24 protein-coding genes and 1 pseudogene are annotated in these 23,995 nt (G+C 65.8%); 24 read left to right on the top strand and 1 reads right to left on the bottom strand.

Features of this window, described 5'->3' with window-relative positions; translation table 11 throughout:
- Positions 1–122 precede the first annotated feature (122 nt).
- The 23 genes and pseudogenes from ACSFB7_RS33665 (at position 123) to ACSFB7_RS33555 (ending at position 22,555) form a co-directional block, all read left to right on the top strand.
- The gene (locus ACSFB7_RS33665; RefSeq protein ID WP_435476673.1) at positions 123–611 is read left to right on the top strand and encodes a sigma-70 family RNA polymerase sigma factor; all 489 of its coding nucleotides are present in this window, start codon (positions 123–125) and stop codon (positions 609–611) included.
- A gap of 85 nt (positions 612–696) precedes the next feature.
- Entirely contained in the window at positions 697–1,908 is a 1,212-nt protein-coding gene (locus tag ACSFB7_RS33660; RefSeq protein ID WP_435476672.1) for a FecR family protein, read from the top strand.
- A 114-nt stretch (positions 1,909–2,022) separates the two neighbouring features.
- A complete protein-coding gene (locus ACSFB7_RS33655) occupies positions 2,023–4,461 on the top strand; it encodes a TonB-dependent siderophore receptor (RefSeq protein WP_435476671.1) in 2,439 nt (812 codons plus the stop codon).
- A gap of 292 nt (positions 4,462–4,753) precedes the next feature.
- The gene (locus ACSFB7_RS33650) at positions 4,754–5,053 is read left to right on the top strand and encodes a hypothetical protein (RefSeq protein WP_435476670.1); all 300 of its coding nucleotides are present in this window, start codon (positions 4,754–4,756) and stop codon (positions 5,051–5,053) included.
- A gap of 1 nt (position 5,054) precedes the next feature.
- Complete coding sequence (locus ACSFB7_RS33645) at positions 5,055–6,779, top strand: PepSY-associated TM helix domain-containing protein (RefSeq protein ID WP_435476669.1); 1,725 nt, start codon at positions 5,055–5,057, stop codon at positions 6,777–6,779.
- Positions 6,776–7,072 carry a DUF3325 domain-containing protein gene (locus ACSFB7_RS33640; RefSeq protein WP_435476668.1) on the top strand — a complete coding sequence of 99 codons (297 nt, stop codon included), beginning with the start codon at positions 6,776–6,778 and terminating at the stop codon, positions 7,070–7,072. The genes ACSFB7_RS33645 and ACSFB7_RS33640 overlap by 4 nt, the downstream gene beginning before the upstream one ends.
- Positions 7,054–7,791 (top strand): hypothetical protein, encoded by a 738-nt coding sequence (locus ACSFB7_RS33635; protein ID WP_435476667.1) that lies wholly within the window; start codon positions 7,054–7,056, stop codon positions 7,789–7,791. The genes ACSFB7_RS33640 and ACSFB7_RS33635 overlap by 19 nt, the downstream gene beginning before the upstream one ends.
- A pseudogene (locus ACSFB7_RS33630) lies at positions 7,791–8,178 on the top strand (efflux RND transporter periplasmic adaptor subunit); the annotation flags it as partial. The gene ACSFB7_RS33635 and the pseudogene ACSFB7_RS33630, both read left to right, overlap by 1 nt.
- Entirely contained in the window at positions 8,099–9,253 is a 1,155-nt protein-coding gene (locus tag ACSFB7_RS33625) for a LysR family transcriptional regulator (protein WP_435476666.1), read from the top strand. The pseudogene ACSFB7_RS33630 and the gene ACSFB7_RS33625, both read left to right, overlap by 80 nt.
- 393 nt (positions 9,254–9,646) lie before the next feature.
- Positions 9,647–11,698 carry a conjugal transfer protein TraG gene (locus ACSFB7_RS33620; RefSeq protein WP_435476665.1) on the top strand — a complete coding sequence of 684 codons (2,052 nt, stop codon included), beginning with the start codon at positions 9,647–9,649 and terminating at the stop codon, positions 11,696–11,698.
- Complete coding sequence (locus tag ACSFB7_RS33615; protein WP_435476664.1) at positions 11,695–12,201, top strand: CopG family transcriptional regulator; 507 nt, start codon at positions 11,695–11,697, stop codon at positions 12,199–12,201. Before ACSFB7_RS33620 ends, ACSFB7_RS33615 begins: the two co-directional genes overlap by 4 nt.
- A gap of 92 nt (positions 12,202–12,293) precedes the next feature.
- Positions 12,294–13,259 (top strand): P-type conjugative transfer ATPase TrbB, encoded by a 966-nt coding sequence (gene trbB / locus ACSFB7_RS33610; RefSeq protein ID WP_435476723.1) that lies wholly within the window; start codon positions 12,294–12,296, stop codon positions 13,257–13,259.
- Positions 13,256–13,603, top strand: coding sequence for a TrbC/VirB2 family type IV secretion system protein (locus ACSFB7_RS33605; protein ID WP_435476663.1), 348 nt, complete (start codon positions 13,256–13,258; stop codon positions 13,601–13,603). The genes trbB and ACSFB7_RS33605 overlap by 4 nt, the downstream gene beginning before the upstream one ends.
- A complete protein-coding gene (locus tag ACSFB7_RS33600; protein ID WP_435476662.1) occupies positions 13,600–13,896 on the top strand; it encodes a VirB3 family type IV secretion system protein in 297 nt (98 codons plus the stop codon). Before ACSFB7_RS33605 ends, ACSFB7_RS33600 begins: the two co-directional genes overlap by 4 nt.
- A 12-nt stretch (positions 13,897–13,908) precedes the next feature.
- Positions 13,909–16,347 carry a conjugal transfer protein TrbE gene (gene trbE, locus ACSFB7_RS33595; RefSeq protein ID WP_435476661.1) on the top strand — a complete coding sequence of 813 codons (2,439 nt, stop codon included), beginning with the start codon at positions 13,909–13,911 and terminating at the stop codon, positions 16,345–16,347.
- Complete coding sequence (trbJ, locus tag ACSFB7_RS33590) at positions 16,344–17,084, top strand: P-type conjugative transfer protein TrbJ (protein WP_435476660.1); 741 nt, start codon at positions 16,344–16,346, stop codon at positions 17,082–17,084. Before trbE ends, trbJ begins: the two co-directional genes overlap by 4 nt.
- Positions 17,085–17,091: 7 nt before the next feature.
- The gene (locus tag ACSFB7_RS33585) at positions 17,092–17,394 is read left to right on the top strand and encodes an EexN family lipoprotein (RefSeq protein WP_435476659.1); all 303 of its coding nucleotides are present in this window, start codon (positions 17,092–17,094) and stop codon (positions 17,392–17,394) included.
- A gap of 4 nt (positions 17,395–17,398) precedes the next feature.
- Complete coding sequence (gene trbL, locus ACSFB7_RS33580) at positions 17,399–18,781, top strand: P-type conjugative transfer protein TrbL (RefSeq protein ID WP_435476658.1); 1,383 nt, start codon at positions 17,399–17,401, stop codon at positions 18,779–18,781.
- An 11-nt stretch (positions 18,782–18,792) separates the two neighbouring features.
- Positions 18,793–19,497: a conjugal transfer protein TrbF gene (gene trbF, locus ACSFB7_RS33575; protein WP_435476657.1), complete on the top strand. Its 705-nt coding sequence runs from the start codon at positions 18,793–18,795 to the stop codon at positions 19,495–19,497.
- Positions 19,494–20,525 (top strand): P-type conjugative transfer protein TrbG, encoded by a 1,032-nt coding sequence (trbG, locus tag ACSFB7_RS33570; protein WP_435476656.1) that lies wholly within the window; start codon positions 19,494–19,496, stop codon positions 20,523–20,525. Before trbF ends, trbG begins: the two co-directional genes overlap by 4 nt.
- Entirely contained in the window at positions 20,522–21,841 is a 1,320-nt protein-coding gene (locus ACSFB7_RS33565; RefSeq protein WP_435476655.1) for a TraB/TrbI/VirB10 family type IV secretion system protein, read from the top strand. The genes trbG and ACSFB7_RS33565 overlap by 4 nt, the downstream gene beginning before the upstream one ends.
- Complete coding sequence (locus ACSFB7_RS33560; RefSeq protein ID WP_435476654.1) at positions 21,838–22,077, top strand: DUF2274 domain-containing protein; 240 nt, start codon at positions 21,838–21,840, stop codon at positions 22,075–22,077. The genes ACSFB7_RS33565 and ACSFB7_RS33560 overlap by 4 nt, the downstream gene beginning before the upstream one ends.
- 163 nt (positions 22,078–22,240) lie before the next feature.
- Positions 22,241–22,555 (top strand): DUF2149 domain-containing protein, encoded by a 315-nt coding sequence (locus tag ACSFB7_RS33555; RefSeq protein WP_435476653.1) that lies wholly within the window; start codon positions 22,241–22,243, stop codon positions 22,553–22,555.
- On the opposite strand, the gene ACSFB7_RS33550 is transcribed toward ACSFB7_RS33555, so the two are convergent.
- Positions 22,537–22,959 (bottom strand): Fur family transcriptional regulator, encoded by a 423-nt coding sequence (locus tag ACSFB7_RS33550; RefSeq protein WP_435476652.1) that lies wholly within the window; start codon positions 22,957–22,959, stop codon positions 22,537–22,539. The genes ACSFB7_RS33555 and ACSFB7_RS33550 overlap by 19 nt on opposite strands.
- A 213-nt stretch (positions 22,960–23,172) precedes the next feature.
- Between ACSFB7_RS33550 and ACSFB7_RS33545 the strand changes: the two genes are divergently transcribed.
- Positions 23,173–23,958 carry a metal ABC transporter ATP-binding protein gene (locus ACSFB7_RS33545; RefSeq protein ID WP_435476651.1) on the top strand — a complete coding sequence of 262 codons (786 nt, stop codon included), beginning with the start codon at positions 23,173–23,175 and terminating at the stop codon, positions 23,956–23,958.
- Positions 23,959–23,995: the final 37 nt, after the last annotated feature.

Below are 23,995 nucleotides of genomic sequence, written 5' to 3'. Positions count from 1 at the left end.
GCCACACATCGGAGATAATGCGAACGATTCCCATCTAAACGCGCGCACCAGGTTAGCCACCGCCACATCTCGACGCCAGCCTGCTGAGGGAAGTCTTCGTCCCTTTTTGCCTTGGTTGATCCGTGCTTGAGCGCTACTACCGAGAACTGCTGAACTACTTCTCCCGTCAGGTGAGAGACCGCGATGGCGCGGCTGACATCGTCCAGGAAGCGTACGCGCGCGTGCTCGCTGTGCAACAGGCCGGCGAGGCCATTCGCGAGCCGCGCGCGCTGCTCTACCGCACCGCGCGTAATGTGTTGATCGACCAGCAGCGGCACAACGCGCTGCGTGACCTCGAAGACCCGCAAACGCTGGATGAGATGCCCGCCCCTTCGGCGCAGCAGCCCGAGGAAGCTTACGCCGCGCTGCAACGCGTGCGGCGGCTGATCGCTGCGATTGACGCCTTGCCACCGCGCTGCCAGGAAGCTTTCATCCTGCACAAATTCGATGGCTTGTCGCATGCCGAGGTCGCCCAGCGGATGGGCATCTCGCGCAACATGGTGGAGCGCCACGTGATGCTGGCCGTGCTGGCCTGCCGCAAATGCCGGGACGGCCGCCAGGAGCCGCATTGACATCGACCCCACTTTTTTCGCGCTTCGACATCAGGTTTCGGCGTGCTCGCCCGTCTACGAAGAAGCAAGCAGAGATTCTCGCGCCATGACCTCACGCCCCGTCACCGACGATCACGCACAGCACCAGCCCGACCGGGATGGGGTACGGGAGGACGCGCACGCGTCGGGCGATGCCCTCGATGCCTCGCTCGCAGAGTTGAATGCCACCGAGGCGGAGGCACTTCGCTGGCTGGTGCGCCGGGCGGATGGGCTGGATGCCGCTGCCGAGGCGGACTTCCAGGCCTGGCTCCACGCCGACCCCGCGCACCAGACGGCATTCGACGACATGGCCGGTGTGTGGCAGGGCATCGACAGCATCCCCGCCGACGGCGTCGCCCAGCTCAAGGCCGCGGTGGCATCAGCCAGATCGGATGAGCAGATGGGCGTCCCACCGGGTCCCGCGCCACAAGCGCATTGGCAACCGAGGCCCACAAGACATTCCAGCCCCCGGCGATGGTTACCCGGCATCACTCAATGGGCGCCCAAAGCCCTGGCGGCCTGCGTAGCCTTCGCCCTGCTGGGCGGCGGCTGGTTCGCCTGGGACCATGGGCAGCACCAGCCCGTCTTCAGCCAACACTACGCCACGGCGCGGGGCCAGCAAGTCGAAGCCCGGTTGCCGGATGGCAGCACGCTGCGGCTGGACACCGCGTCGCAGGCCGACGTTACGCTGTATCGCCAGCGCCGCGAAGTGCGCTTGCCCGAGGGTCAGATCATGTTCACGGTGCAGGGCGACAAGGCCCGGCCCTTCGACGTGTTGGCGGGCGCCATGCGCATCACCGTGGTCGGTACGCGATTCTCGGTGCGCTACACGCCTTCGCTTGGCAGCGACCAGGTGCAAGTGGCTGTGGAAGAAGGACACGTACGGGTCGCTCGCGCCGATGCCGTCAAAGGGCGAGGTGGCTCTCTTCTGGCCGCTCCGGTAGGCGACGCGATCGACCTCGAGGCGGGCCAGACCGTCGCTGCAGACGGTGAAGGCCGGCTGGGGCCGGTCGGCCAGGTCGCCGCCGAAGGCATCGCACCCTGGCGCGGCAACCGAGTCAACTTCGACAACACGCCGCTGACGATGGCCGTGGCCGAACTGGAACGCTATGGGAGCACCGGCCTGCTGGTGCGTGATCCCGCCGTCGCGGCCCTGCGCGTGACCGGCAGTGTCGATGTGCGGCGCGTCGGCGACTTCGTCCGCAGCCTTCCGCAGGTCTTGCCGGTGCAGCTGGAGCCGCGCGAGGGCGCGGTCGAAGTGGAATCCAGACGGCCTTAGCGATCCGGGCGCAGCGAAGCAAATAATTTTTTTCGGGGTGACATCAGGTTTTGGCGAGGTGGCCCGTCTTCTGGAGATACCGATTCTTGTTCGCATCTTCAGGAGATTCCTCGCATGCACCGTCCGCGTTCCGCACTTACCCGATTCGACCTAGCACCGCTTGCGCTGGCGGTCGCGCTCAGCCTTGGCAGCTTCGCCGTGCAGGCCCAGACGACGCCCGCCGTGCCGATGGACATCGCGGTCACGGCGCAACCGCTCGCTCAGGCGCTGACCGAGTTGGCGCGTCAGGCCCAGCTCACGCTGATGGTGCCGCCCGCATTGGTGGCCGGCAGGACGGCACCGGCCGTATCGGGACGGTTGACGCCGCAACAGGCTTTGGACCGTCTACTGGTCGGCAACGGGTTGATGGGGATCCAGGAAGGCAATGTGGTGGTCGTCAAGGCCATTCCATCAGCAGCAGGAACCACGACGCTCCCGGTTGTGACCGTTACTGCGGCATCTGATTCGGAAACTGCCGGTGGCCGTGTCAGAGGATACGTCGCCAAGCAGAGTGCAACCGCCACCAAGACCGACACGCCGATCCTCGAAATCCCGCAGACCATCAACGTAGTCACGGCCGATGAGATTTCGTCGCGCGGTGCGATCAGCATCACGCAGGCCCTGCGGTACACGGCGGGCGTCAACACGAACGGTTTCACCGATGCGAACATGATCGCCGACGAGATTACTTCACGTGGTTTCGCCCCTGCGCCGCTTTACCTCGATGGCGCCTACCTGCCTTACGCAGGCAGCCTCGGTGGGTCCCTGCAGATCGAGCCCTACAGCCTGGAACGCGTGGAGGTTCTCAAGGGGCCGGCTTCAGTCCTGTACGGGCAGAACCAGCCCGGCGGCATCATCAACATGGTCACGAAGAAGCCGTCGGATGACCCCGTGCGGGAAGTCCGCGTGGGCATCGCAAGCTACGGCCGTGTCGAGGGCGCCATGGATCTGGGCGGCGCCCTCAACGACGACAAGACGCTTTCCTATCGTCTGCTGGCCCTGGCCAATGGCGGCGACCAGCAGATCGACTACACCAAGAGCAAGCGGACCTTCCTGGCACCCAGCATCACCTGGAAGCCGAGCGGGGCGACGTCGCTCACGCTCTATGCGCAGGTGCAGGAAGACAGTGGCGTGCCCGACTACCAGTCGCTGCCGACGGTGGGCACGCTCTACCCCGGTCCGAACGGTCAGACGATCAGCCGGAACTTCTTCACCGGCGACCCGGCCTACAACCACTTCCATCGCAAGCAGTACGTGATCGGCGAAGATTTCTCGCATCGCATCTCCGACAGCCTGCAGGTGCGGCAGAGCCTGCGCTTCGTCGACGTGAAGGACGACTACAAGGGCTTCTACCTGAGCCGTTTCGTCACGGCTTCCGGCGTGACCGACTACAGCCGCGCCAACCGGGTCAAGCTGGATTGGCCCCAGCACAACAACGTGCTGAGCCTCGACAACAACGTGGAATTCAAGACGGCCACCGGTGCCGTTTCGCACACCCTTCTGGCCGGCCTCGACTACCGCCGGTTCTCGCGCAAGTACGACGGCTACAACAACTATGCCGCTGAAGCCACCGATCTCTACCAGCCGAACCACGGCACGTCGACCAGCGCCGTGGCGCTGACGACGCGTTGGGACAACACGGTCGACCAGGTCGGGCTCTACGTGCAGGACCAGATGAAGTGGGACCGCTTCGTCCTCACGGTCGGCGGGCGTCAGGACTGGGCTCGAATCGACAACAAGGACCTGATCGCGAACAGTCGCACGCAAGTGAACGACGACGCCTTCACCGGCCGCATCGGCCTGACCTATCTGGCGGACAACGGCGTCGCGCCGTACGTGAGCTATTCCGAATCCTTCCTGCCCGTCGTCGGCACCGACTACGCTGGCAAGGCATTCAAGCCAACCACCGGCAAGCAGATCGAAGCCGGCCTGAAATACCAGCCACCGGGCCGCAACGCCTTGGTCACGGCGTCGGTGTTCGAGATCCGTCAGCAGAACCTGGCGACGCAGGACTATGACCACCCGCAGTACCAGGTGCAGCAGGGTGAAGTCCGCTCGCGGGGCGCAGAGATCGAGGCCAAGGCACAGCTCGCCAGCGGCCTGGACCTCGTCGCTGCGCTCAGTTACACCGATGCACGCACCACGCGTTCGAACTACGCCTCCAGCCTGGACAAGCAGCTGGTTCTGAGCGCGCCCTGGGCTGCTTCGCTGTGGGCCAATTACCGGGTGGTGGGCGGTCCGCTCAATGGCGTGCAGATCGGCGGCGGGGTCCGCTGGACCGGCAGCAAGTACGGCGATGCAGCCAACACCTTCCGCACCCCTGCGTTCGCCGTGTTCGACGCCGCACTGCGCTACGACCTTGGTCTGTTCGACCCCAGCCTGCGCGGGATCGAGGCCGCGTTGAACATCCAGAACCTGTTCGACAAGACCTATCTGTCGAACTGCAACTATTCGTTCGGCTGCTACTACGGGAAGGCACGCACCGTGTCTGCGAGCGCGACCTATCGGTGGTGATGGTGAGGGCGCGGGGCCGATGTGGCGACGTCGTCTTTTCGCAGACGGCCTGCGCGCCAGTTGGCCTGATGGCGCGCTATGAGTTCTCTCCCAAGCTGTCCTTGCATCTGAACGTCAAGTTCTTACGCTCGCAGCGGCGGACGTGTGCCGATGGCGGTGACTCTCCTGAACATCGACACAACCGAACTTTGGTTCTTCGAGTAAGGGTCTTTCTGGATGACCCTTTTTTGATCTCGTTGGTCATGTATCAGGAGATGTGCTTTTTCATGCGCCCCGCCTGACCACCACCCCGATGCCTTCTCCTTGTTCGACCCCCACCCACCCGGGCCTGCTCGTGCTGTCCCGCCTCGCGGCCGCCGTATTCGGCGGTTACGCGCTGGCCGCCGCGGTGGCCGTGTGCCTCGGCGCCGTGTTGCCGTCCGCGCGCGCCGATGCGGTGCTGGCCGGCATGCAGATCAGCTTCGTCGTCCACACGCTCGCCGTGATCTGGACCTTTTCGCCGGTGCGGCCGGCCCGTGTCTGGCTCGGCCTGCTGGGACCCGCCGTGGTGCTCGCGCTGCTCGGCTGGCTGTGGCCGCGCGTGGGAGGCTGAGATGAGCAATTCCCAGACCAAGGCGGCGCACAAGGCGCTGCGCAAGAAGGCGGCAGGCAACGGGGCCGGCGAGGGCGGCTTCCGCCAGGCGCAGGCCTGGCTGCACACCTGGTGCGGCCTGTGGTTCTCGTGGCTGCTGTTCGCGGTCTTTCTGACCGGCACGCTGGCGGTGTTCGACGAGCCGATCTCGCACTGGATGACGCCCGAGCACCATGCGGAGGAGGAGGCCGCCGCGGCGGCGCCCAAGGTCGCGACGGCCGGGCGCGCGCAGCGCCTCGCCTGGGGCACGGCCTACATGGCCGAGCACCATCCCCAGGCGCAGATGTGGGAGCTCTGGCCCGCCGATGCGCAGGGTGCGGGCGAGCTCAAGGTCTACTGGTTCGATGCCAACGGCGAGTACGTGGCCGCGGCGCTCGACCCCGCGACCGGCGCCGCGCTGGCCGCCGACACCGCCACGCCGGTGCGCGGCACCCTGGCCGGCCACCACTTCGTCGACTTCCACTACGAACTGCATGCGGGCCAGGTCGGCCTCTGGATCGTGGGCATCGCCGCGCTGGCCATGCTGGTGGCGCTGATCTCGGGCGTGATCACGCACAAGCGCATCTTCAAGGACTTCTTCACCTTCAGGCCGAAGAAGGGGCAGCGCAGCTGGCTCGATGCGCACAACGCGGTCGCGGTGCTCACGCTGCCCTTCCAGCTGATGATCGCCTACACCGGCATCGTGATCTCGGGCCTGACCTTCATGCCCGTGGCCAAGCTTGCGCAGTACGGCAGCGACCCGGCCGCGCAGCAGCGGTTCATGGCCGAGCTCGGCGGCGGCAAGCCCGCGCGCAGCGGCATCGCGATGCCCGTGCCCGATCTCGAATCATTCGCCGCGCGCGGCCAGGCACTCATGGGCCAGCCGGTGCGCGCGGTGGTGATCGACCACCCCGGCGACGCCGCGGCGCGCATCGGCGTCTACGGCTGGAACGGCGAGGCCGAGTCACTGCGCCGCCTGAGCCCGACCACCGGCATGGCCTCGTTCTCGGCGGCCACCGGCGAACTGCTGCAGGTGCGCCTGCCTGGCGCAGCCGATGGCGGCACCGCGGCGCTCGCGCAATCCGCGATGGGCGGCCTGCACATGGCGAGCTTCGGCGGCTGGGCCGTGAAGTGGCTCTACTTTCTCTGCGGCCTGGCGGGCACCGCGATGATGGGCACGGGCGCTATCCTGTTCATCGTCAAGCGCCGCGGCAAGCACGGCACCGAGTTCGGCGGTGCCACCGCGCGCGTCTATCGACTGGTCGAGGGCCTCAACGTCGCCGCCATCGCGGGGCTGGGCATCGCCTGCATCGGCTACCTCTGGGCCAACCGCCTGGTACCGCTGGGCCTCACGCAGCGCGCCGACTGGGAACTGCGCGTGTTCTTCGGCCTGTGGCTGCTGGCGCTGGTCCACGCGCTGCTGCGCAGGCCGGGCGCTGCGTGGCGCGAGCAGATGGGCCTGCTGGCCGCGCTGTGCCTGCTGCTGCCGGTGCTGAACTTCGCCACCACCGGCGACTGGCCGCTGGCCCAGTGGCTGCGCGGCGACTGGGAGAGCGCGGGCGTCGAGGGGGTGGCGATGGTGTTTGGCCTCGCGGCATTGGGTGGGATGCGCGTGCTGCGCCGGCGCGATCGGCACGGCGCTGCGCATGCGCCGAAAAAAGCCATGCATGCCGCGACGACGACCACCCCTGTGGAAACCTTGCCTTGATCACCGCGACCACCCTCACCGCGTCGCTGCTCGCACTTGCACTGGCCTTCGCTGGCATGGCTGCGCTGAGTGCCGCGATGGACCGCCACTACGAGCAACTCACACGACGCCGCGAGACGCCGCGCCTGCTGCGCGCGGCGCTGCGCGCCCTGGGAAGCCTGCTGATCGCGCTCGCGCTGGCGCCTTGCCTGTTCGCCTGGGGCGGCAGCGTGGGCACCGTGGTGTGGCTGGGTTTCCTCAGCGCCGGTGCACTGTGCGTGGTAGTGCTGCTGGCTTGGCGTTCCGTTGTCTGAGCCGCCTCGCATGGCCGTGCCCAACTCTCTTCAACCGCTTCTTCCAAGGTTCATCCGCTCATGACGTTGCCTTCTTCGTTCCGCCTTCACGCCATGTCTCGCTCGCTGCCGCGCTGTTCTCGATCGCCGGTGCCGCGCAGGCGCAATACCTCTGGCTGCAGCGCGAGGGTGCGGTCGTCGAGGCGCGCATGGGCGAGCTCGGCAAGGGCAGTCAGACGCTCGCGGGCCTGGTTGCGCCGCGCGCCTTCCTGGCCGACGGCAAGGACCTGCCGCTGACGGCCGAGGCCGAGCGCCTGATGATCGCCGTATCGGCCGCGGCCGCACCGTCGACGAATGCCGACCTGCGCGTGGTCACCAGCCGCGTCGACGGCGCGTCGGGTATGCCCGTCCTCAACTACTACCAGGCCAGGTTCGGGCGCGCCGAGACTCAAGCGATGAACGACCTGGAGCTGGTGCCGACCGAACCCAACGGCAACACCTTCAAGCTGATGTGGAAAGGCAACACCGTGGCCGCGTCGCAGGTCAACGTGGACACCGCCGAGGGCTGGCGCCGCGTGCTCAATCCCTCGAAGGACGGCACCGTCACGCTCGGCACGCCGTTCCCCGGCCTGTACTTGCTCGAGGTCACGGCGCGCGTGAACGGCGCGGTCACGGTTGACGGCAAGAAGTACGAGGACGTGCGCCACACCGCCACGCTGAGCTTCGAGGTGCCGCGCTGATGGAGGTGGCGGCCCGTCCGGTACGCGGCTGGCGCGTGCCGGTGATCGTGGTGTCCATCGCCCTCGCCAGTGGCGCGTTCTGGTGGTGGCAGGCGCGGCCCTCGGTGGCCTACCAGACGCAGGGCGTCGCGCGCGGCGATGTCGAGCCGACCGTCACGGCCATCGGTACGCGGCAGCCGCGCAGCTACGTCGACGTGGGCGCTCAGGTGTCGGGGCTGATCCAGAGCCTGCCGGTGGCGCCCGGCAGCGTGGTGAAGAAGGGGCAACTGCTGGTTGAGGTCGACCCCAGCGCAGCAGGCCACGGTCGATGCCGGCCGCGCGGCGCTGGCCAGCCTGCGTGCGCAGCGCACCGACCAGCAGGCGCAGCATCGGCTGGCCGGGAGGGAGGGGCGAAGCACATCACGGCTTTCATCGCTACGCCCCATTTGATGGTGCTCAGGGCCAGAGTTTCATAAAAAGGAGAGACAAGCATGAACGACTTCCACGCGATTCTCGATCCTTTTCATCCTCCGTTCCAACGTCTCCGCCGAGAACACATTGCCTCGTTCGCGGCGGGGAGCCGATGATCCATTCCATCACCCTTCGCCACGTGCATTGGTTCCGGATCGTTGCCCAGGAGAAGAGCTTCCGCAGGGCTGCGGAGGTCCTTCACACCGACCAGTCAGGCATCTCACGCGTGATTCGAGAATTGGAGGAACGGCTGGGCGTCGAGTTATTCGTGCGAACGCAGCGCACCATCCGCCTCACACCCGCAGGCGAGCAACTGCAGGTACAGAGCGACGACCTGCTCACGTCCTTCGAACACATGGTGCGCATGATGCGCGACACCGACGCCAGAGCCGGCATTGCGCTGCGGATCGGCATCGCCGATGGACTGGTGCAGCCTCTGCTGTCACAGCGCTTTGCCGCCTGGCGTGCCACGGTGCCCCGCACCGAACTGGAGATCAGCGAGATGCGCGCCAACGAACTTGCGGGCGCGCTGCGACGCGAAGAACTGGACGTGGGCTTTTCTTTCGGCATCGTCGAAGAACCCACGATCGTACAGGAGCCCGCGTGGTCCTACCCACTGGTCGTACTGGTGCCGGCGGGCCACGAACTCGCCGCGCGGAAGGAACTGACCCTGCCGCAGGTGGTGGCCCAGCCGCTGGTCATGTGCGACCCGAACTACAAGCCCGGCGTGCATCGCCAGGTCGACGAACTTGTACGCAGCTTCACCGATACACCCAACGTCGTGGACCATGCGTCCAGCCTGGCGGTCTTCATCACCAAGATCGGCAGCGGTTGCGGCATCGGGCTGGCGGACGCGGGTCACATGCTCACGGTGAACCGACCGGACATCGTGTCCATCCCGCTGCGGCACGAAACGGCTTCGCTCACCACCTACGTACTGCACAAGCGGCTGAGCGCGGGTGTGCCGCTGGTCGTTGGGCAGTTCATTGCCCACATGAAAGACCCGCAGTAATCCCGGGCAACGCATCTCCCGCGATGCGCCTTGATCCACGCCGATGACGCGTGCGCCCCGTGCGCTGGACAACGCATCAAGACCTCGACGAATGATCCCTGGACGCGCAGATGCTGCGTGCCGATGCTTCCATTCAAGAGACAAGTCCGCGCTGTCGCAACGGCTGGCCGGGCTCATCACCAGAACATGACGCCGCACAGCGCTCCAGAGGGCGCAGCTGCGGCGCCTGAACGCTTCTTTCGCATTTTTCCGAATAGCGCGCGCTGCGCTGCGCCCCGATGGGTGGGCTACGCGGCGCATCGATTCCACACTCGTGCGATGCGTGCCGTGGGGGCACGCTTGCGCAGAAGTGCGCAAAGAACGTGCGCTGGAAAAGCGTCGGAAGGAGCGAGCATGTCATCCGAGTCTCAGACCGGTGGAAGTGCAAGTACAGGCACCCATACGGGCATCTTGTTCGGTCAGATTGCAGTCGTGATCGGCGTCGCCGTGGGCGGCGTTTGGGGCGCTACGCAGTGGACCGCCCATGCACTGGGCAACCAGCCTCGCCTGGGTGCCGCGTGGTTCGACGTGGCAGGCGTTCCGATCTACGAACCGTGGAAGCTTTTTGAGTGGTGGTACTGGTACGACGCCTATGCGCCAGAGGTGTTCACGCGCGGCGGCACCATCGCCGCTTCTAGTGGGATGTTGGCCACGGGCGCGGCCATCGGCATGGCGGTGTGGCGTTCGCGCATGGCCCGCCGTGTCACCACCTATGGCTCTGCGCGGTGGGCTGAGCGTGAGGAGATCGAGGAGGCCGATCTGACGGGCGATGCCGGGGTCTTTCTCGGCCGTGCGCCATCCAAGGATGGCCGCTATCTGCGCCACGAAGGACCCGAACACGTGATGGCCTTCGCGCCGACGCGTTCCGGCAAGGGCGTCGGCTTGGTCGTTCCGACTCTCTTGTCCTGGTCCGGCTCAGCCGTGATCCACGACATCAAGGGCGAGAACTGGAGTCTCACGGCCGGCTGGCGTTCGCGCTTCAGCCACTGCCTGCTGTTCAATCCCACGGATGCGAAGTCGGCCGCATACAACCCGCTGCTCGAAGTGCGGCGCGGCGCCCACGAGGTGCGAGACGTGCAGAACATTGCCGACATCCTGGTAGATCCCGAAGGTGCGCTGGAGAAGCGCAACCACTGGGAGAAGACCAGCCATGCATTGCTGGTCGGCGCCATCCTGCACGTGCTGTACGCCGGTGAGGACAGGACCCTGCGAGGCGTTGCCAACTTTCTGTCCGATCCGGCGTGTCCCTTCGAGGTGACGCTGCATCGGATGATGACGACGAAGCACTTGGGGGAGGAGGTTCATCCCGTCGTCGCCTCGTCCGCGCGCGAAGTCCTGAACAAGAGCGACAACGAGCGCTCCGGTGTGCTCTCGACCGCGATGAGCTTCCTGGGTCTCTACCGCGACCCCACGGTGGCCGAAGTGACCTCGCGCTGCGACTGGCGCATCGCCGACCTGATCTCGGCCGAGCATCCTGTGTCGCTCTACCTGGTCGTTCCACCCTCCGACATCAGCCGCACCAAGCCGTTGATCCGGCTGATCCTTAACCAGGTCGGCCGGCGCTTGACCGAATCGCTGGATGGCAGCGATGGCATTCAGCGCAGGCACAAGCTGCTGCTGATGCTCGACGAGTTTCCGGCCCTGGGCCGGCTGGACTTCTTCGAGTCAACATTGGCCTTCATGGCCGGCTACGGGCTGCGCGCCTTCCTGATCGCGCAGTCGCTCAACCAGATCGACAAGGCGTACGGCCCGAACCATTCGATCCTGGACAACTGCCACGTGCGCATCGCGTTCGCCACGAACGACGAGCGCACGGCTAAGCGGATTTCGGATTCGTTGGGAACAGCGACAGAGCTGCGGGCGCAACGCAACTATGCGGGGCATCGGCTCGCGCCGTGGCTGGGCCACCTGATGGTCTCGCGGCAGGAGACGGCGCGGCCTCTGCTCACGCCCGGCGAAGTCATGCAGCTACCGCCCGACGATGCGGTGGTAATGGTGTCCGGGCATCCGCCGATCCGCGCGAAGAAGCTGCGCTACTACCAGGACCGGAATTTCATCTGCCGGGTGCTCCCGGCACCGGTCTTCGGAGCGCAGCCTGGGGGCACGTACGCAGACAAGCCTGCTGCGCGTGCGGACGACTGGAGCGGTCTGGTGATTCCGGCTGTGGCCGCGTCATCGACCGTCGATGAGATGGGCGGCTTCGCCGACGAAGGTGGTCATCAACGCAAGCCCGAGCTGGACATCTCCGAAGAGACGGCGCAAGAGCCCGAGGCCGGCGACCTTATCGTGTTCGATGACGAACGAGACGACGACGGCGCGCCGCTGCTGCCGCGAGATCTCGATCGGCAATTGATGCGCACCGCACGTCTGGCGGCCATGGACCCTGACGATGGGATCGCGCTATGACCCGCGCTCGCCTGAACATCTTCATCGAGCCCGAACACGCGAAGCGCCTGGAGGACTTCGCCGCGCACCGCGGGGCCTCGAAGTCGTCGGTGATCGCCGCAGCGCTGGCTTCGTTCCTGTCGCCCGATGCAATGGACCAGCGCGAAGCCGCTTTGACCAAACGCCTGGACCGGCTCTCCCGCCAGTTCGACCGGCTGGAGCGCGACCAGGGCGTGCTGATCGAGACCGTGGCGCTGTACCTGCGCCACTACCTCACGGTGGCCCTGCCGGTGCCCGAACATCAGCAGGAGGCCCTGCGCGCCCAGGGCCGTGCCCGCTATGCCCAGTTCATCGAACAGCTCGCCCGCCACATCCAGCGCGGGCGCAGCCTGGTCCGGGAGATCCATGAAGAGATCGAACCGGACTCCGCGGGGTCCGTTGGCACGGAAGGCGATCCGCCGTTCGGCGCCCGCGATCCCCTTCCCGGAGGCAATCCCTCCAGAACCGAAGGAGACAAACCATGAAGCGCTTCGACGATGCGCCGGGCGAACACCCCGGCAGCGGGCGAGAACCATCCGAGGACAAAGGAACGGAGTCCGCGCAACGGCGCATCCGCATGCTGCGCACGGCCATGGGCCCGGAGATCGCGGCAGCGCTCGACGATCCTGAAGTGGTCGAAGTGCTGCTGAATCCGGACGGGTCGCTATGGCTGGACAGGTTAGGTACCGGCCGTTCGCCGACGGGCAAGAAGATTCCCCCTGCCATTGCGGAACGCATCATCCGGCTTGTAGCTGCCCATGTGCGCGCCGAAGTTCACCCCGGCGCGCCGCTGCTGTCGGCCGAACTGCCCGAGACCGGCGAGCGCTTCATGGGTGCCCTGCCGCCCATCGTGCGGGCGCCTACCTTCGCAATCCGCAAGCGCGCCCTGCGCATCATGACCCTGGCCGACTACGTGGCCGATGGCGTCATGACCGAGGCACAGGCGGCGTTTCTGCGTTCGGCCGTGCGCGAGCGCATGGACATCGTGGTGGCCGGCGGCACCAGCACCGGCAAGACGACGCTGGCGAATGCGCTGCTCGACGAGATCGCGCGCACCCATGACCGCGTACTCATCCTCGAAGACACCGTGGAGCTGCAGTGCAGCAGCGACGACTTTGTGGCCATGCGCACCGAGCCAGGTGTCAGCACGATGGCCGACCTGCTGCGCGCGACGCTGCGGCTGCGTCCGGATCGCATCGTCGTGGGCGAGGTGCGCGGCGCCGAGGCGCTGGACATGCTCAAGGCCTGGGGCACCGGCCACCCTGGCGGCATCGCGACGGTGCACGCCAATTCTGCGGCGGGCGCGCTGCTGCGCCTCGAACAGCTGGTGCAGGAGGTCAGTGTGACCGTGCCGCGGGCGCTGATCGCCGAGGCGGTCAACGTGATCGTCTTCATCTCCGGTCGTGGCCGCGCGCGCCGCGTGCGCGAGATCGCACGCGTCATCGGCTTCGACAGCCATGGCTACCAGCTCGACACCTCGCTCGGGCCTGCATTCCCTTTGATTTCCACCCACTCGTCATCCACCACAGGAGAACCGTCATGACGCCATCCACTCTTGCGATCCCACGCATTTCCGTAAAACCGCTTCTGCAGACCGCCGCCATCGCGGCGTTGCTGTTGGCTGTCGCGCTGCCCGCGCACGCGGCCGGCTCCAGCATGCCGTGGGAAGCGCCATTGCAGTCCATCCTCGAATCGATCCAGGGGCCAGTGGCGCGCATCGTCGCGGTGATCGTGATCATCGCCACCGGGCTCGCGCTGGCGTTCGGCGACACCTCCGGGGGCTTCCGAAAGCTGATCCAGATCGTCTTCGGGCTGTCGATCGCGTTCGCAGCGTCCTCGTTCTTCCTGAGCTTCTTCAGCTTCACAGGCGGGGCGGTGATCGCATGAACGGCACGCATTCGACCGGGCCCAACGCCGCAGCAGGCTTCGCGTCGGGGTTCGAGGTGCCGCTGCATCGCTCGCTGACAGAGCCGATCCTGCTCGGCGGCGCACCGCGCACGGTGGCGATTGCCAACGGCACGCTGGCCGCTGCTGTGGGCCTCGGGCTGCAGCTGTGGATTCCGGGCCTGGTGCTCTGGATCGTCGGGCATTCGCTGGCAGTCTGGGGCGCGCGCATGGATGCACAGTTCATGGCTGTGTTCGCGCGGCACATCAAGCACAAGCCGCTGCTGGACGTGTGAGGGAAGGCGACCATGCTGAACCTCGCCGAATACCGCAAGCGCCCGGCGCTGCTGGCCGACTGGCTCCCCTGGGCCGGTCTGGTCGCACCCGGTGTCGTCCTCAACAAGGACGGCTCCTTCCAGCGTTCGGCCCGCTTCCGGGGGCCGGACCTGGACAGCGCGACGCAGGGCGAATTGATCGCCACGTCTGCGCGCTTGAACAACGCGCTGCGCCGCCTGGGTTCGGGCTGGGCGTTGTTCGTGGAGGCCGAGCGGCGTGAGGCCGCCGACTACCCGGAGTCCGCTTTCCCCGAACCGCTGTCCTGGCTGGTCGATGAGGAGCGGCGCGCGGGTTTCGAGGAGGCCGAAAGTCACTTCGAGAGCCGCTACCACCTGACGCTGCTGTACCTGCCGCCCGAGGAATCCCGAGCGCGTGCTGGCCATCTTCTGTACGAAAACCAGAAGACCGAGGGCAACGATTGGCGCGAGCGCCTGGAGACCTTCGCCTCTGAGTCCGAGCGCTTCCTCGGTCTGCTCGAAGGCGTGATGCCGGAAATCGAGTGGCTCGATGACAGCCAGACCTTGAGCTACCTGCATGCGACGGTCTCGACACAGCGGCAACGCATCGCGGTGCCCGAGTTGCCGATGCACCTCGACGCGCTGCTGGCGGACAGGCCACTGGTGGGTGGCCTCGCGCCCATGCTGGGCGATGCGCACCTGCGTGTGCTGTCGGTGCGAGGCTTCCCGACCTCGACCTGGCCGGGGATTCTGGATGACCTCAACCGCCTGGGCTTCGCTTACCGCTGGAGCACGCGCTTCCTGTGCCTGGACAAGGCCGAAGCAGAAAAGGAACTGGTGCGCCTGCGTCGTCAGTGGTTTGCCAAACGCAAGAACATCGTGGCGCTGCTACGCGAGACGATCTTTAATCAGGAGAGCCCGCTGGTCGATACCGATGCCAGTAACAAGGCATCGGATGCCGATGCTGCCCTGCAGGAGCTAGGCAGCGATCAAGTCGCTTTCGGCTACGTCACAGCCACGGTGACGGTGTTCGATGCCGATGCGAGTTCTGCCGACGAAAAGCTGCGGCAGGTCGAACGCGCGATCCAGGGCCGTGGCTTCGTGACGATCCCCGAGACCTTGAATTCGGTCGAGGCTTGGCTGTCCTCCATCCCAGGGAACGTGTATGCCAATGTGCGCCAGCCCATCGTCTCGACGCTGAACCTGGCTCACATGATGCCGGTATCGGCCGTGTGGGCGGGGCCGGACAGGAACAGCCACCTCGACGGGCCGCCGCTCATCGTCACGCGCACCGATGGCGCGACACCGTTCCGGCTGGTCACGCATGTGGGCGATGTGGGGCATACCCTGGTGGTCGGGCCCACCGGCATGGGAAAGTCCGTGCTGCTCGCCACACTCGCAATGCAGTTCCGGCGCTATGCGGGGTCGCAGATTCTCGTCTTCGACATGGGACGATCGATGCGAGCCACCGTGCTCGGCCTGGGTGGCGAGCACTACGACCTCGGAAACGACGGTGAGATCGCCTTCCAGCCACTCGCGCGCATCACTCAGGAGGGCTATCGGACCTGGGCAGCCGAGTGGATCGAAGGACGCTTGCTACAGGAGGGCGTCGTTGTCGGACCGCCCGAGAAGGATGCCGTCTGGTCGGCCTTGAACAGTCTGGCCAGTGCGCCTACGGAGCAGCGCACCATGACGGGCTTGTCGGTGCTGCTGCAGTCGAACGCGCTGCGCCAAGCGCTGGCTCCCTATGTGCTGGGCGGCGCCCACGGCAAGCTGCTCGACGCGGATTCGGACCGGCTCGGATCGCCGCCTATTCAGTGTTTCGAGATGGAAGAGCTGATGCACAGCAAGGCCGCGGTGCTGGCCGTGCTCGGGTATCTCTTTGCTCGCTTCGATGAACGCTTCGACGGCGCGCCCACCTTGTTGATCCTTGATGAGGCCTGGTTGTTCCTGGATGACCCGGTGTTCGCCGCGCGCATCCGCCAGTGGCTCAAGACCCTGCGCAAGAAGAACGTATCGGTCATCTTCGCCACGCAGAGTCTGGCGGACATCCAGAACTCCAGCATCGCTCCGGCCATCGTGGAGAGCTGCGCGAGCCGCATCTTCCTGCCGAACCCGCAGGCGACGGAGCCGCAGATCAAGGTGATCTACGAAGGCTTCGGCCTGAACAACAGGCAGATCGAGATCGTCGCGACCGCACAGCCCAAGCGGGACTACTACTACCAGTCGCGGCTCGGCAACCGGGTCTTTGACCTCGGGCTCGGGCCTGTGGCTCTGGCTTTCGCTGGTGCGTCCTCGCAGGAAGACCAGCGTGCCATCGATGCCGTTCTCGCCGATGGCAGTGCCGATGCATTCGCCGCCACCTGGCTGCGCCGTCGCGGCCTCGACTGGGCGGCAGATCTCATTCCCTCGTTCCCATCCCCGCCCTCAACCTTGAAGGAGACCTTGCCATGAAGCACTTCCGCCAATCCCTCATTGCCGCTGCGGCGGCTTCGCTGATCGGGCTCGCACCAGCCGCGCACGCGCAGTGGGTGGTAGTCGACCCCACGAACCTCGCGCAGAACATCCTGACCGCTGCCAACACCCTGGAGCAGATCAACAACCAGATCAAGCAACTGCAGAACCAGGCGCAGTCGTTGATGAACCAGGCGAAGAACCTGACCGGCCTGGACTTCAGCGCGTTGAACGAACTCCGTGCGGCGCTGTCGGCGACGAACCAACTGATCCAACAGGCGCAAGGCCTGGCTTTCAACGTGCAGCAGATGGAGACCGAGTTCCGGCGGCTGTATCCTGAATCGTTCTCCGCGGCGATGACCAGCACGCAGATGGCACTCGATGCGCGCAAGCGGTGGACGAATTCGCTCGAAGCCCTGCACACAGCGACCAAAGTGCAATCGCAGGCCGTGCAGAACTTCACCAAGGACGAGCAGGCACTGACGGATCTGGTGAACCGAAGCCAGTCGGCCGTGGGCGCGCTGCAGGCCACGCAGGCGACCAACCAACTGCTGGCCCTGCAGGCGCGTCAGGCGATCCAAGCGCAGCAGTTGCAGATCACGCAGGACCGGGCCACTGCGCTGGAGCAGGCGCGGCAGGTGGCCGTGCATGAGCGGGCCAAGGAAGTGCGGCGGCGCTTCATGGGTTCGGGCACGCCGTACACGCCCTACACGGTGAACTTCTACAGCAACCCGTGAGGCCGTCATGAAAGAAGTCTTCATCGTCTTGACCACTGCTGTTTCCTTGCTGCTGGTGGCCTGTGGAAAACCGGCATCCATCGAATCGGTCGAATCGCTGGTCGCCAATCCGGAGCGCCTGAAGGAACTGCGTGCGCAGTGCAAGGCCGACCGTGCCAAGGTGGGTGATGCCCAGTGCAACGCAGTGGCCGAGGCCACGCGGCAGCGCTTCATGCGGGCGACGCCTTCTCCCTATGCGAACAATCCGGTGCGCCCGCCACCGCCACCGGCCGAGGTTCCCAGCGCCACGCCGCCGGCAGCGAAGGACTGACGCCATGAACGACGTGTCGGTCATCGACCGCTTCCTGGATGTCTTCTCGCGCTACATCGATTCGGGGTTCGGCCTGCTCGGTGGGGAAGTGGCCTTTCTCACGGCCACGCTGGTCGCGATCGACATGACGCTCGCCGGTCTCTTCTGGGCCATGAGCCATGCTTCGGGCCAAGGCGACGACGTGATGGCCAAGTTGATCAAGAAGGTGCTTTACGTCGGTGCTTTCGCCTACATTCTGGGCAACTTCAATCGGCTGGCGGCCATCGTCTTCAACTCCTTTGCCGGACTCGGTCTGACGGCTTCCGGTTCAGCAATGACGCACGGGCAGTTACTGCAGCCGGGACGGCTCGCGCAGGTCGGCATCGATGCGGGCCGGCCGATCATGGAACAGATCAGCGACATGACGGGATTCCCCGAGGTGTTCGCGCACCTCGACACCATCGCGGTGCTGTTCCTCGCATGGCTGGTGTTGATCGTGGCGTTCTTCGTCCTGGCCGTGCAGCTCTTCGTGACGCTGATCGAGTTCAAGCTCACCACACTTGCGGGCTTCATCCTCGTTCCCTTTGCGCTGTGGAACAAGACCTCGTTCCTGGCTGAGAAGGTGCTGGGCAATGTGGTGTCTTCCGGCATCAAGGTGCTTGTGCTGGCGGTGATCGTGGGTATCGGCTCGGGCCTGTTTGCCGAGTTCACTGTGCCACCCGGTGCCGATCCGAGCATCGACCATGCGCTGGTGATCATGCTCGCGTCACTTGCGATGCTGGGCCTGGGGATCTTTGGGCCGGGGATTGCGACGGGGCTGGTGTCCGGTGCACCGCAGCTGGGTGCGGGTGCTGCGGCTGGTACGGCCATCGGCGCGGCGGGGCTCGCGGTCGCCGGTGGTGCGGCCGTGGCAGGCGCCGGTTCCTCCGTCGCGGCTGGTGCGCGCATGGCGCCAGGTGCTGCGCGTGCGGCCATCGGAGGCGGTGCTACCGCTGCGCGATCAGCCAGCGCCTTGGCCAGCAGTGCCAAGAGCGCCTACCAGGCGGGCGCCCGCGCATCGGGCGGTGGCAGCGTGCGAGCTGCCGGTGCCGGGCTCGCCAACGTCGCAAAGGCCGGGGCCAGCGCGGCCGGCCAGCGTGTCGCATCCAGCGCCAAGGCCATCAAGGACCGCGCGGCGAACTTCGTGGCCGATGCGGCAACGCCAGCGCCGGCTTCTTCGTCTGCATCTGGCTCGGCGGCTGAGCGCGGTGCATCCGCGGCGCCCGCGTCCGAGCCCGCATGGGCGCAGCGCATGCGCCGCAAGCAGCAGGTGACCCATGCCGCGACCACTGCGGCCCACGTGCTGCGGTCCGGTGACCACGCAGGCGGCGGCTCTGGCCCGAGCCTGCGCGACGACTCCAGTTCTTGAAAGGATTCCTCATGCGATTCAAACGACCCCAGGTGCGGTATGCGGACACGCCCGCACCCGTCACCCCCTATCAGGCCGCAGCGCAGGTCTGGGACGAACGCATCGGCTCGGCCCGGGTGCAGGCGAAGAACTGGCGGCTCATGGCCTTCGGTTGTCTGGGCCTGGCCCTGCTGATGGGCGGTGGCCTGGTCTGGCGTTCGGCGCAGTCCATCGTGACGCCCTACGTCATCGAGGTGGAGCAGGCCGGGCAGGTCCGAGCAATCGGCGAGGCCGCCACCCCCTACAAGCCCAGCGATGCGCAGACCGCCCACCACCTGGCGCGCTTCGTCACGCTGGTGCGCTCGCTCTCTATCGACCCCATCGTCGTTCGGCAGAACTGGCTCGATGCTTACGACTACACGACCGACCGGGGCGCGGCCACGCTCAACGAGCACGCCCGCGCGAACGACCCGTTCTCGCGCATCGGTACTGAAACCATCACGGTGCAAGTCAACAGCATCGTTCGGGCGAGCGACACCTCGTTTCAGGTGCGTTGGACCGAACGGCGCTACGTCAACGGGGCGGCCGCCGGGCTGGAGCATTGGACAGCTGTCATCTCCATCGTGCTGCAGCCGCCGCGCACCGAGGAGCGGTTGCGCAAGAACCCCCTGGGTATCTACGTCAACGGCCTGTCGTGGAGCCGTGAACTCGACGCATCGCAAGGAGCAAAACCGTGAAGACACATTTCCGTAGAAACGTTTGGAGGTCGTTCCTGCTTGGCGCGCTGGCGTCTGCCGCGGGCTGCGCCACGCAGGGCAAGCCACCGCCGGTGATCTCGCTGGATGAGCCCGTCGCGGTCGCGGCGCAGATGCTGCCCGAACCTGCGAAGCCCATCGAGGTGGTCGCGGTGCCCCAGCCGCTTCCTCTGCCCGAGCAGTTGAAGGCGTTTCCAGTCGAGGTCGAGGTGAAGCCGGTGCCGGAACCGGCCGATGACAAGGTGCGTGTTGCACGCGCGAACGAAGAGGCGCGCATCGCGCCTTCACGCGAGGGCTACGTCAACGCCATCCAGGTCTGGCCCTATGCCGATGGTGCGCTGTATCAGGTCTACACGAGCCCGGGCCGCGTGACCGTCATCGCGCTGCAGGAGGGAGAGGAACTCATGACCGTCTCGGCGGGTGATACCGTGCGCTGGATCGTGGGTGATACGGCGAGCGGTGCAGGCGCCACGCTCCGCGTGAACATCCTGGTCAAGCCGACGCGAATTAGCCTGAAGACCAACCTGGTCATCACGACCAACCGGCGCACCTACCTGCTCGAGCTGTCCTCGACGCCGCAGACGTGGATGGCTTCGGTGTCGTGGGACTATCCGAAGGATCGGATGTTGGCGCTGCAGAAGCAGGCGCGAGAAGCCCAGGCGGCCACGCCTGTGGACTCAGGCCTTTCGCTGGGACAGATTCGCTTCCGCTATGCGATCACGGGCGACGGGCCTTCATGGAAGCCGCTGCGGGCCTTCGACGACGGGCAGCGGGTCTACATCCAGTTCCCCGGCGGCATCGCGCAGGGTGAGCTGCCGCCGCTGTTCGTCATCGGCCCACAGGGTGATGGCCAGCTCGTGAACTACCGCTTCCGCTCACCGTACTACGTGGTGGACCGGTTGTTTGGGGCGGCCGAACTGCGCTTGGGCGGATTCAAGGGCGGCAAGGCGGAGGTGGTGCGCATCGAGCGCACCGATGGTCTGGCAACCGTGCGTGGGAGCGGATCATGAGCGAGACTGATGCCCAACCTGTTGCGCCGCCAGCCAAGGCCGATCCGGAGGCATTGGCGTTGCGGGCGCAGCCGCGTTCCGCCGTCCGGCTGAACCGCCGTATGTTGGCGATGGGCGTGGGCACGCTGGCCGCAGCCGTCCTGGGCGGCACCTTGTGGTCGCTGCAATCGCAGCAGCGTGCGCGCAATTCAGCGGCCGAACTGTTCAACGTCGATCGAATCGCGAAGTCGGAGGGCCTGGAGCGCCTGCCCAAGGACTACGCCGGACTGCCGCCGGCGTTGAAGGCGCCGCCCGTGCTAGGTGAGCCGTTACCGGGCGACCTGGGGCCGGCCATCGTGAAGTCGCAGCAGCCGATGGAGATGCGACCACCCCATGGGGGAGCGGGTGGCATCGATCCGGCGCAGGCCGAGCGGCTGGCGGCCGAAGAAGCGGCCCGATCCTCTGTGTTCTTCCGGGCTACGGGAAGCAACGGTGGCGGCACGCGGCCTGGCACCGGCGCGGTCGCGCCGGTGCAGCCTGCTGCCGGTGGTACGGCAGCGCTGCCTTCGAGCCAACAGGCGTTCAATCCAATGGGTGCGATGTCGCCGATCGCTTCGTCAACATCTGTCGATCCGACTGCGGCGCAAAACCGGCAGGATGCGAAGGAGGCCTTCCTGGCGAAGACCGGTGACGGTGCCACGCGCAGTCCTGGGAGCTTGCAGTTACCTGCATCGCCATACCAAGTGATGGCGGGCACGGTGATCTCAGCTGCACTGGTGACCGGGATCAACTCGGATCTGCCGGGCCAGGTGATCGCGAACGTGGCCGAAGCCGTGTACGACACGGCCACGGGGCGGCACCTGTTGATCCCGCAGGGCTCGCGGCTGATCGGGCGCTACGACAGCCAGGTGGCGTTTGGTCAGCGGCGCGTGCTGCTGGTGTGGACTCGGCTGATCCTGCCGGACACGTCTTCAGTGGCGCTGGACCGTTTGCCGGGCATTGACCCGGCAGGCTATGCCGGACTGGAGGATGGTGTGGACTGGCACTGGGACCGCATCCTGGCCGGTGCCGCGCTGTCCACGCTGCTTGGGGTCGGAGCGGAACTGGCGGCGCCGGAGAGCCGCACCAGCGAGGATGGCAACCGGACGGTGATCGCTATCCGCGAGGGCGCGCAGGACTCGATCAATCAGGTGGGGCAGGAGATCACGAGGCGCAATGCGAGCATTCAGCCGACGCTGACAATTCGACCGGGCTTCCCGATGCGGGTGATGGTGAGCAAGGACCTGATCCTTCGACCGTACCAGCCGCTTTTTTTTAGTCGCGGAGGGATTCAATGAGCAAGAGCGTGAACCGGTTGAGCCTGGGGCCGCTGCCGGCGTCATCTTCGGTGAAATTGACGATCACGGTCTCAACCGAGCTGAAGGCGCAGCTTGATGCATACGCAGAGGTGCATGCGCGTGTGCATCATGTGCCGGTGGATGCGGTGGCGCTGGTGCCGCACATGCTGGCGGCGTTCATCTCGCGGGACCGGGGATTCAAGAAAGCTTGCGGCGAGACTCGGACCGCACCGTGATCAAGGGTGTGCGTGTCTCGTGATGAGATGAACTGATGGTGTTAGGGCGTGTCATCAATCCATACTCGCATTGACTTGGAGGCTGAGTTGCAGAATCCATGCGATCGAGAACGACCTAAAGATATAGCTGCAGCAACGACCAAGAACAGCCCATCACCTCAAAATGGCCGACATGCTGACTCCGAAGGATTTCACCGTGGTGAAAAACCCGGGCAAGGCGGACATGGAGATCATCACGCGCGAAGGCGGCAAGGTGTCGCGCTACGTTGCCGGAGATGCGGCCGCAGGTAGTCGGCAAGGCCAGCGCGTGGGCACAGCCTATCGCTTGGAGAGCGGGGAGATCATCTACGTTCCGGAAGGTGAGGCTGCTGGCGTCTCCAAGTTGCGGTCGAAATCTATGTGGTCAACATCAACCGGCCGAGAAAAACAACCGTTCCACTGTGAACAGCGAATGTCGACTCAGGCCGCGGACGGCTGAAGACGCTTCCGTTTTGCGGCCGGATTGGCAGGTGCCCGCTTGCAATCGCTGCAGCGCCCATAGAGGGTCAATTCGTGGCTTTCCACCGTGAAGCCTTTCGGCGTCAGTTTCTGCATGTCGCCCGGGCAAGCATGGACGTCGAAAACCCGGTGACAGACATTGCATCGGAAATGGTGATGGTGCTGGTGGCCGGCCAGTTCGTAGCGTGGCGGCTCGCCCGGAAGTTCCACCATTTGGATCTCGGCTGCCTCCACTAACTGCTTGAGGTTCCGGTAAACCGTGGCCAGTCCCAGTGCCGGAACCTCGCGTTGGGCCGCGATCAGGATCTCCGAGGGGAGAAGGGGGCGACCGGCTGCTTCCATTACTGTGCGGATCGAGTGGCGTTGGCGGGTTGAACGTTCCATGAGAACTCTATTGTCGCAGCCGTCAAAAAAAAGTTCAAAAAACCAATAATGATTATCCATTATCATTAGAGAAATGAGCATTTTGAATGGTGGGTCACCCACGAAAGAGCGCGGGGTCAGTCTGCTGCAGATTTCCGCGTTCACACGTTGCATCGTTGCCGCGGTTGTCGTGGCGGGGCTCTGGCTGGTCGTCGGCTGGGCTATCCAGTGGTGGTGAAGCACGTAACGTATCCGAAAAGTGAAGGGCTCGATTCCACGGTGGGGGTCACGGGCCTGTCGTCCCAAGTGATCCTGCATGAGGTGACTCTGGGTTACCGGAGCGGCGCGGTGGTAGACGGTATCTCCGGACGATTTCCTCCCGCTTCGATGACGGCGGTCGTGGGGCCTAACGGCGCCGGCAAGACCACCTTGCTCAAGGGGGTGCTGGGTCTGATTCCGCTGCGAAAGGGAGCGGTCGAGTGCGCGCATCCCCGCCGGGCCATGGCATATCTTGCCCAGGCCAGCGAAGTGGATCAGGGATTCCCGGTCACCGTGGAAGACTTCGTCGCAGTGGGCCTGTGGACGCGGATCGGTGGCCTCGGAGCTGTCACGCCGCCCTTGGCGCAGCGGGTCCGGGATGCCATCGCTGCTGTCGGCTTGCACGGCAGCGAGGAGGCCTGGATCGGAGAGCTTTCCGGTGGACAGTTCCAACGCGTGCGTTTTGCGCGGCTCCTGGCGCAGGACGCCCCGATCGTTCTCCTCGACGAGCCATTCTCTGGGATCGATGCCCCGACGGTAGCCGATCTCCTGCGACTTATCGCCGGCTGGCATGTGCAAGGCAAGACCATCATCGCGGTACTGCACGACTTGGATCTGGTGCGCGCGCATTTTCCGCAGACCTTGGCGTTGGCGGGGCGTGTGCTCGCCTGGGGCGACACGGCGCAGGCCTTGCGGGCGCTCGCGGACCACGGGCATGGGTCGTATGCGCCCGAGCCGCGCAACCCGGAAACGGTGGCGTGATTCTGATCGGCGACATCTGGTCCCCCTTCGTGGACTA

The organism is Variovorax raffinosi (assembly GCF_051216615.1).
Classification (GTDB): domain Bacteria; phylum Pseudomonadota; class Gammaproteobacteria; order Burkholderiales; family Burkholderiaceae_C; genus Variovorax.
This window is presented reverse-complemented; position numbering and strand designations above follow the sequence as displayed.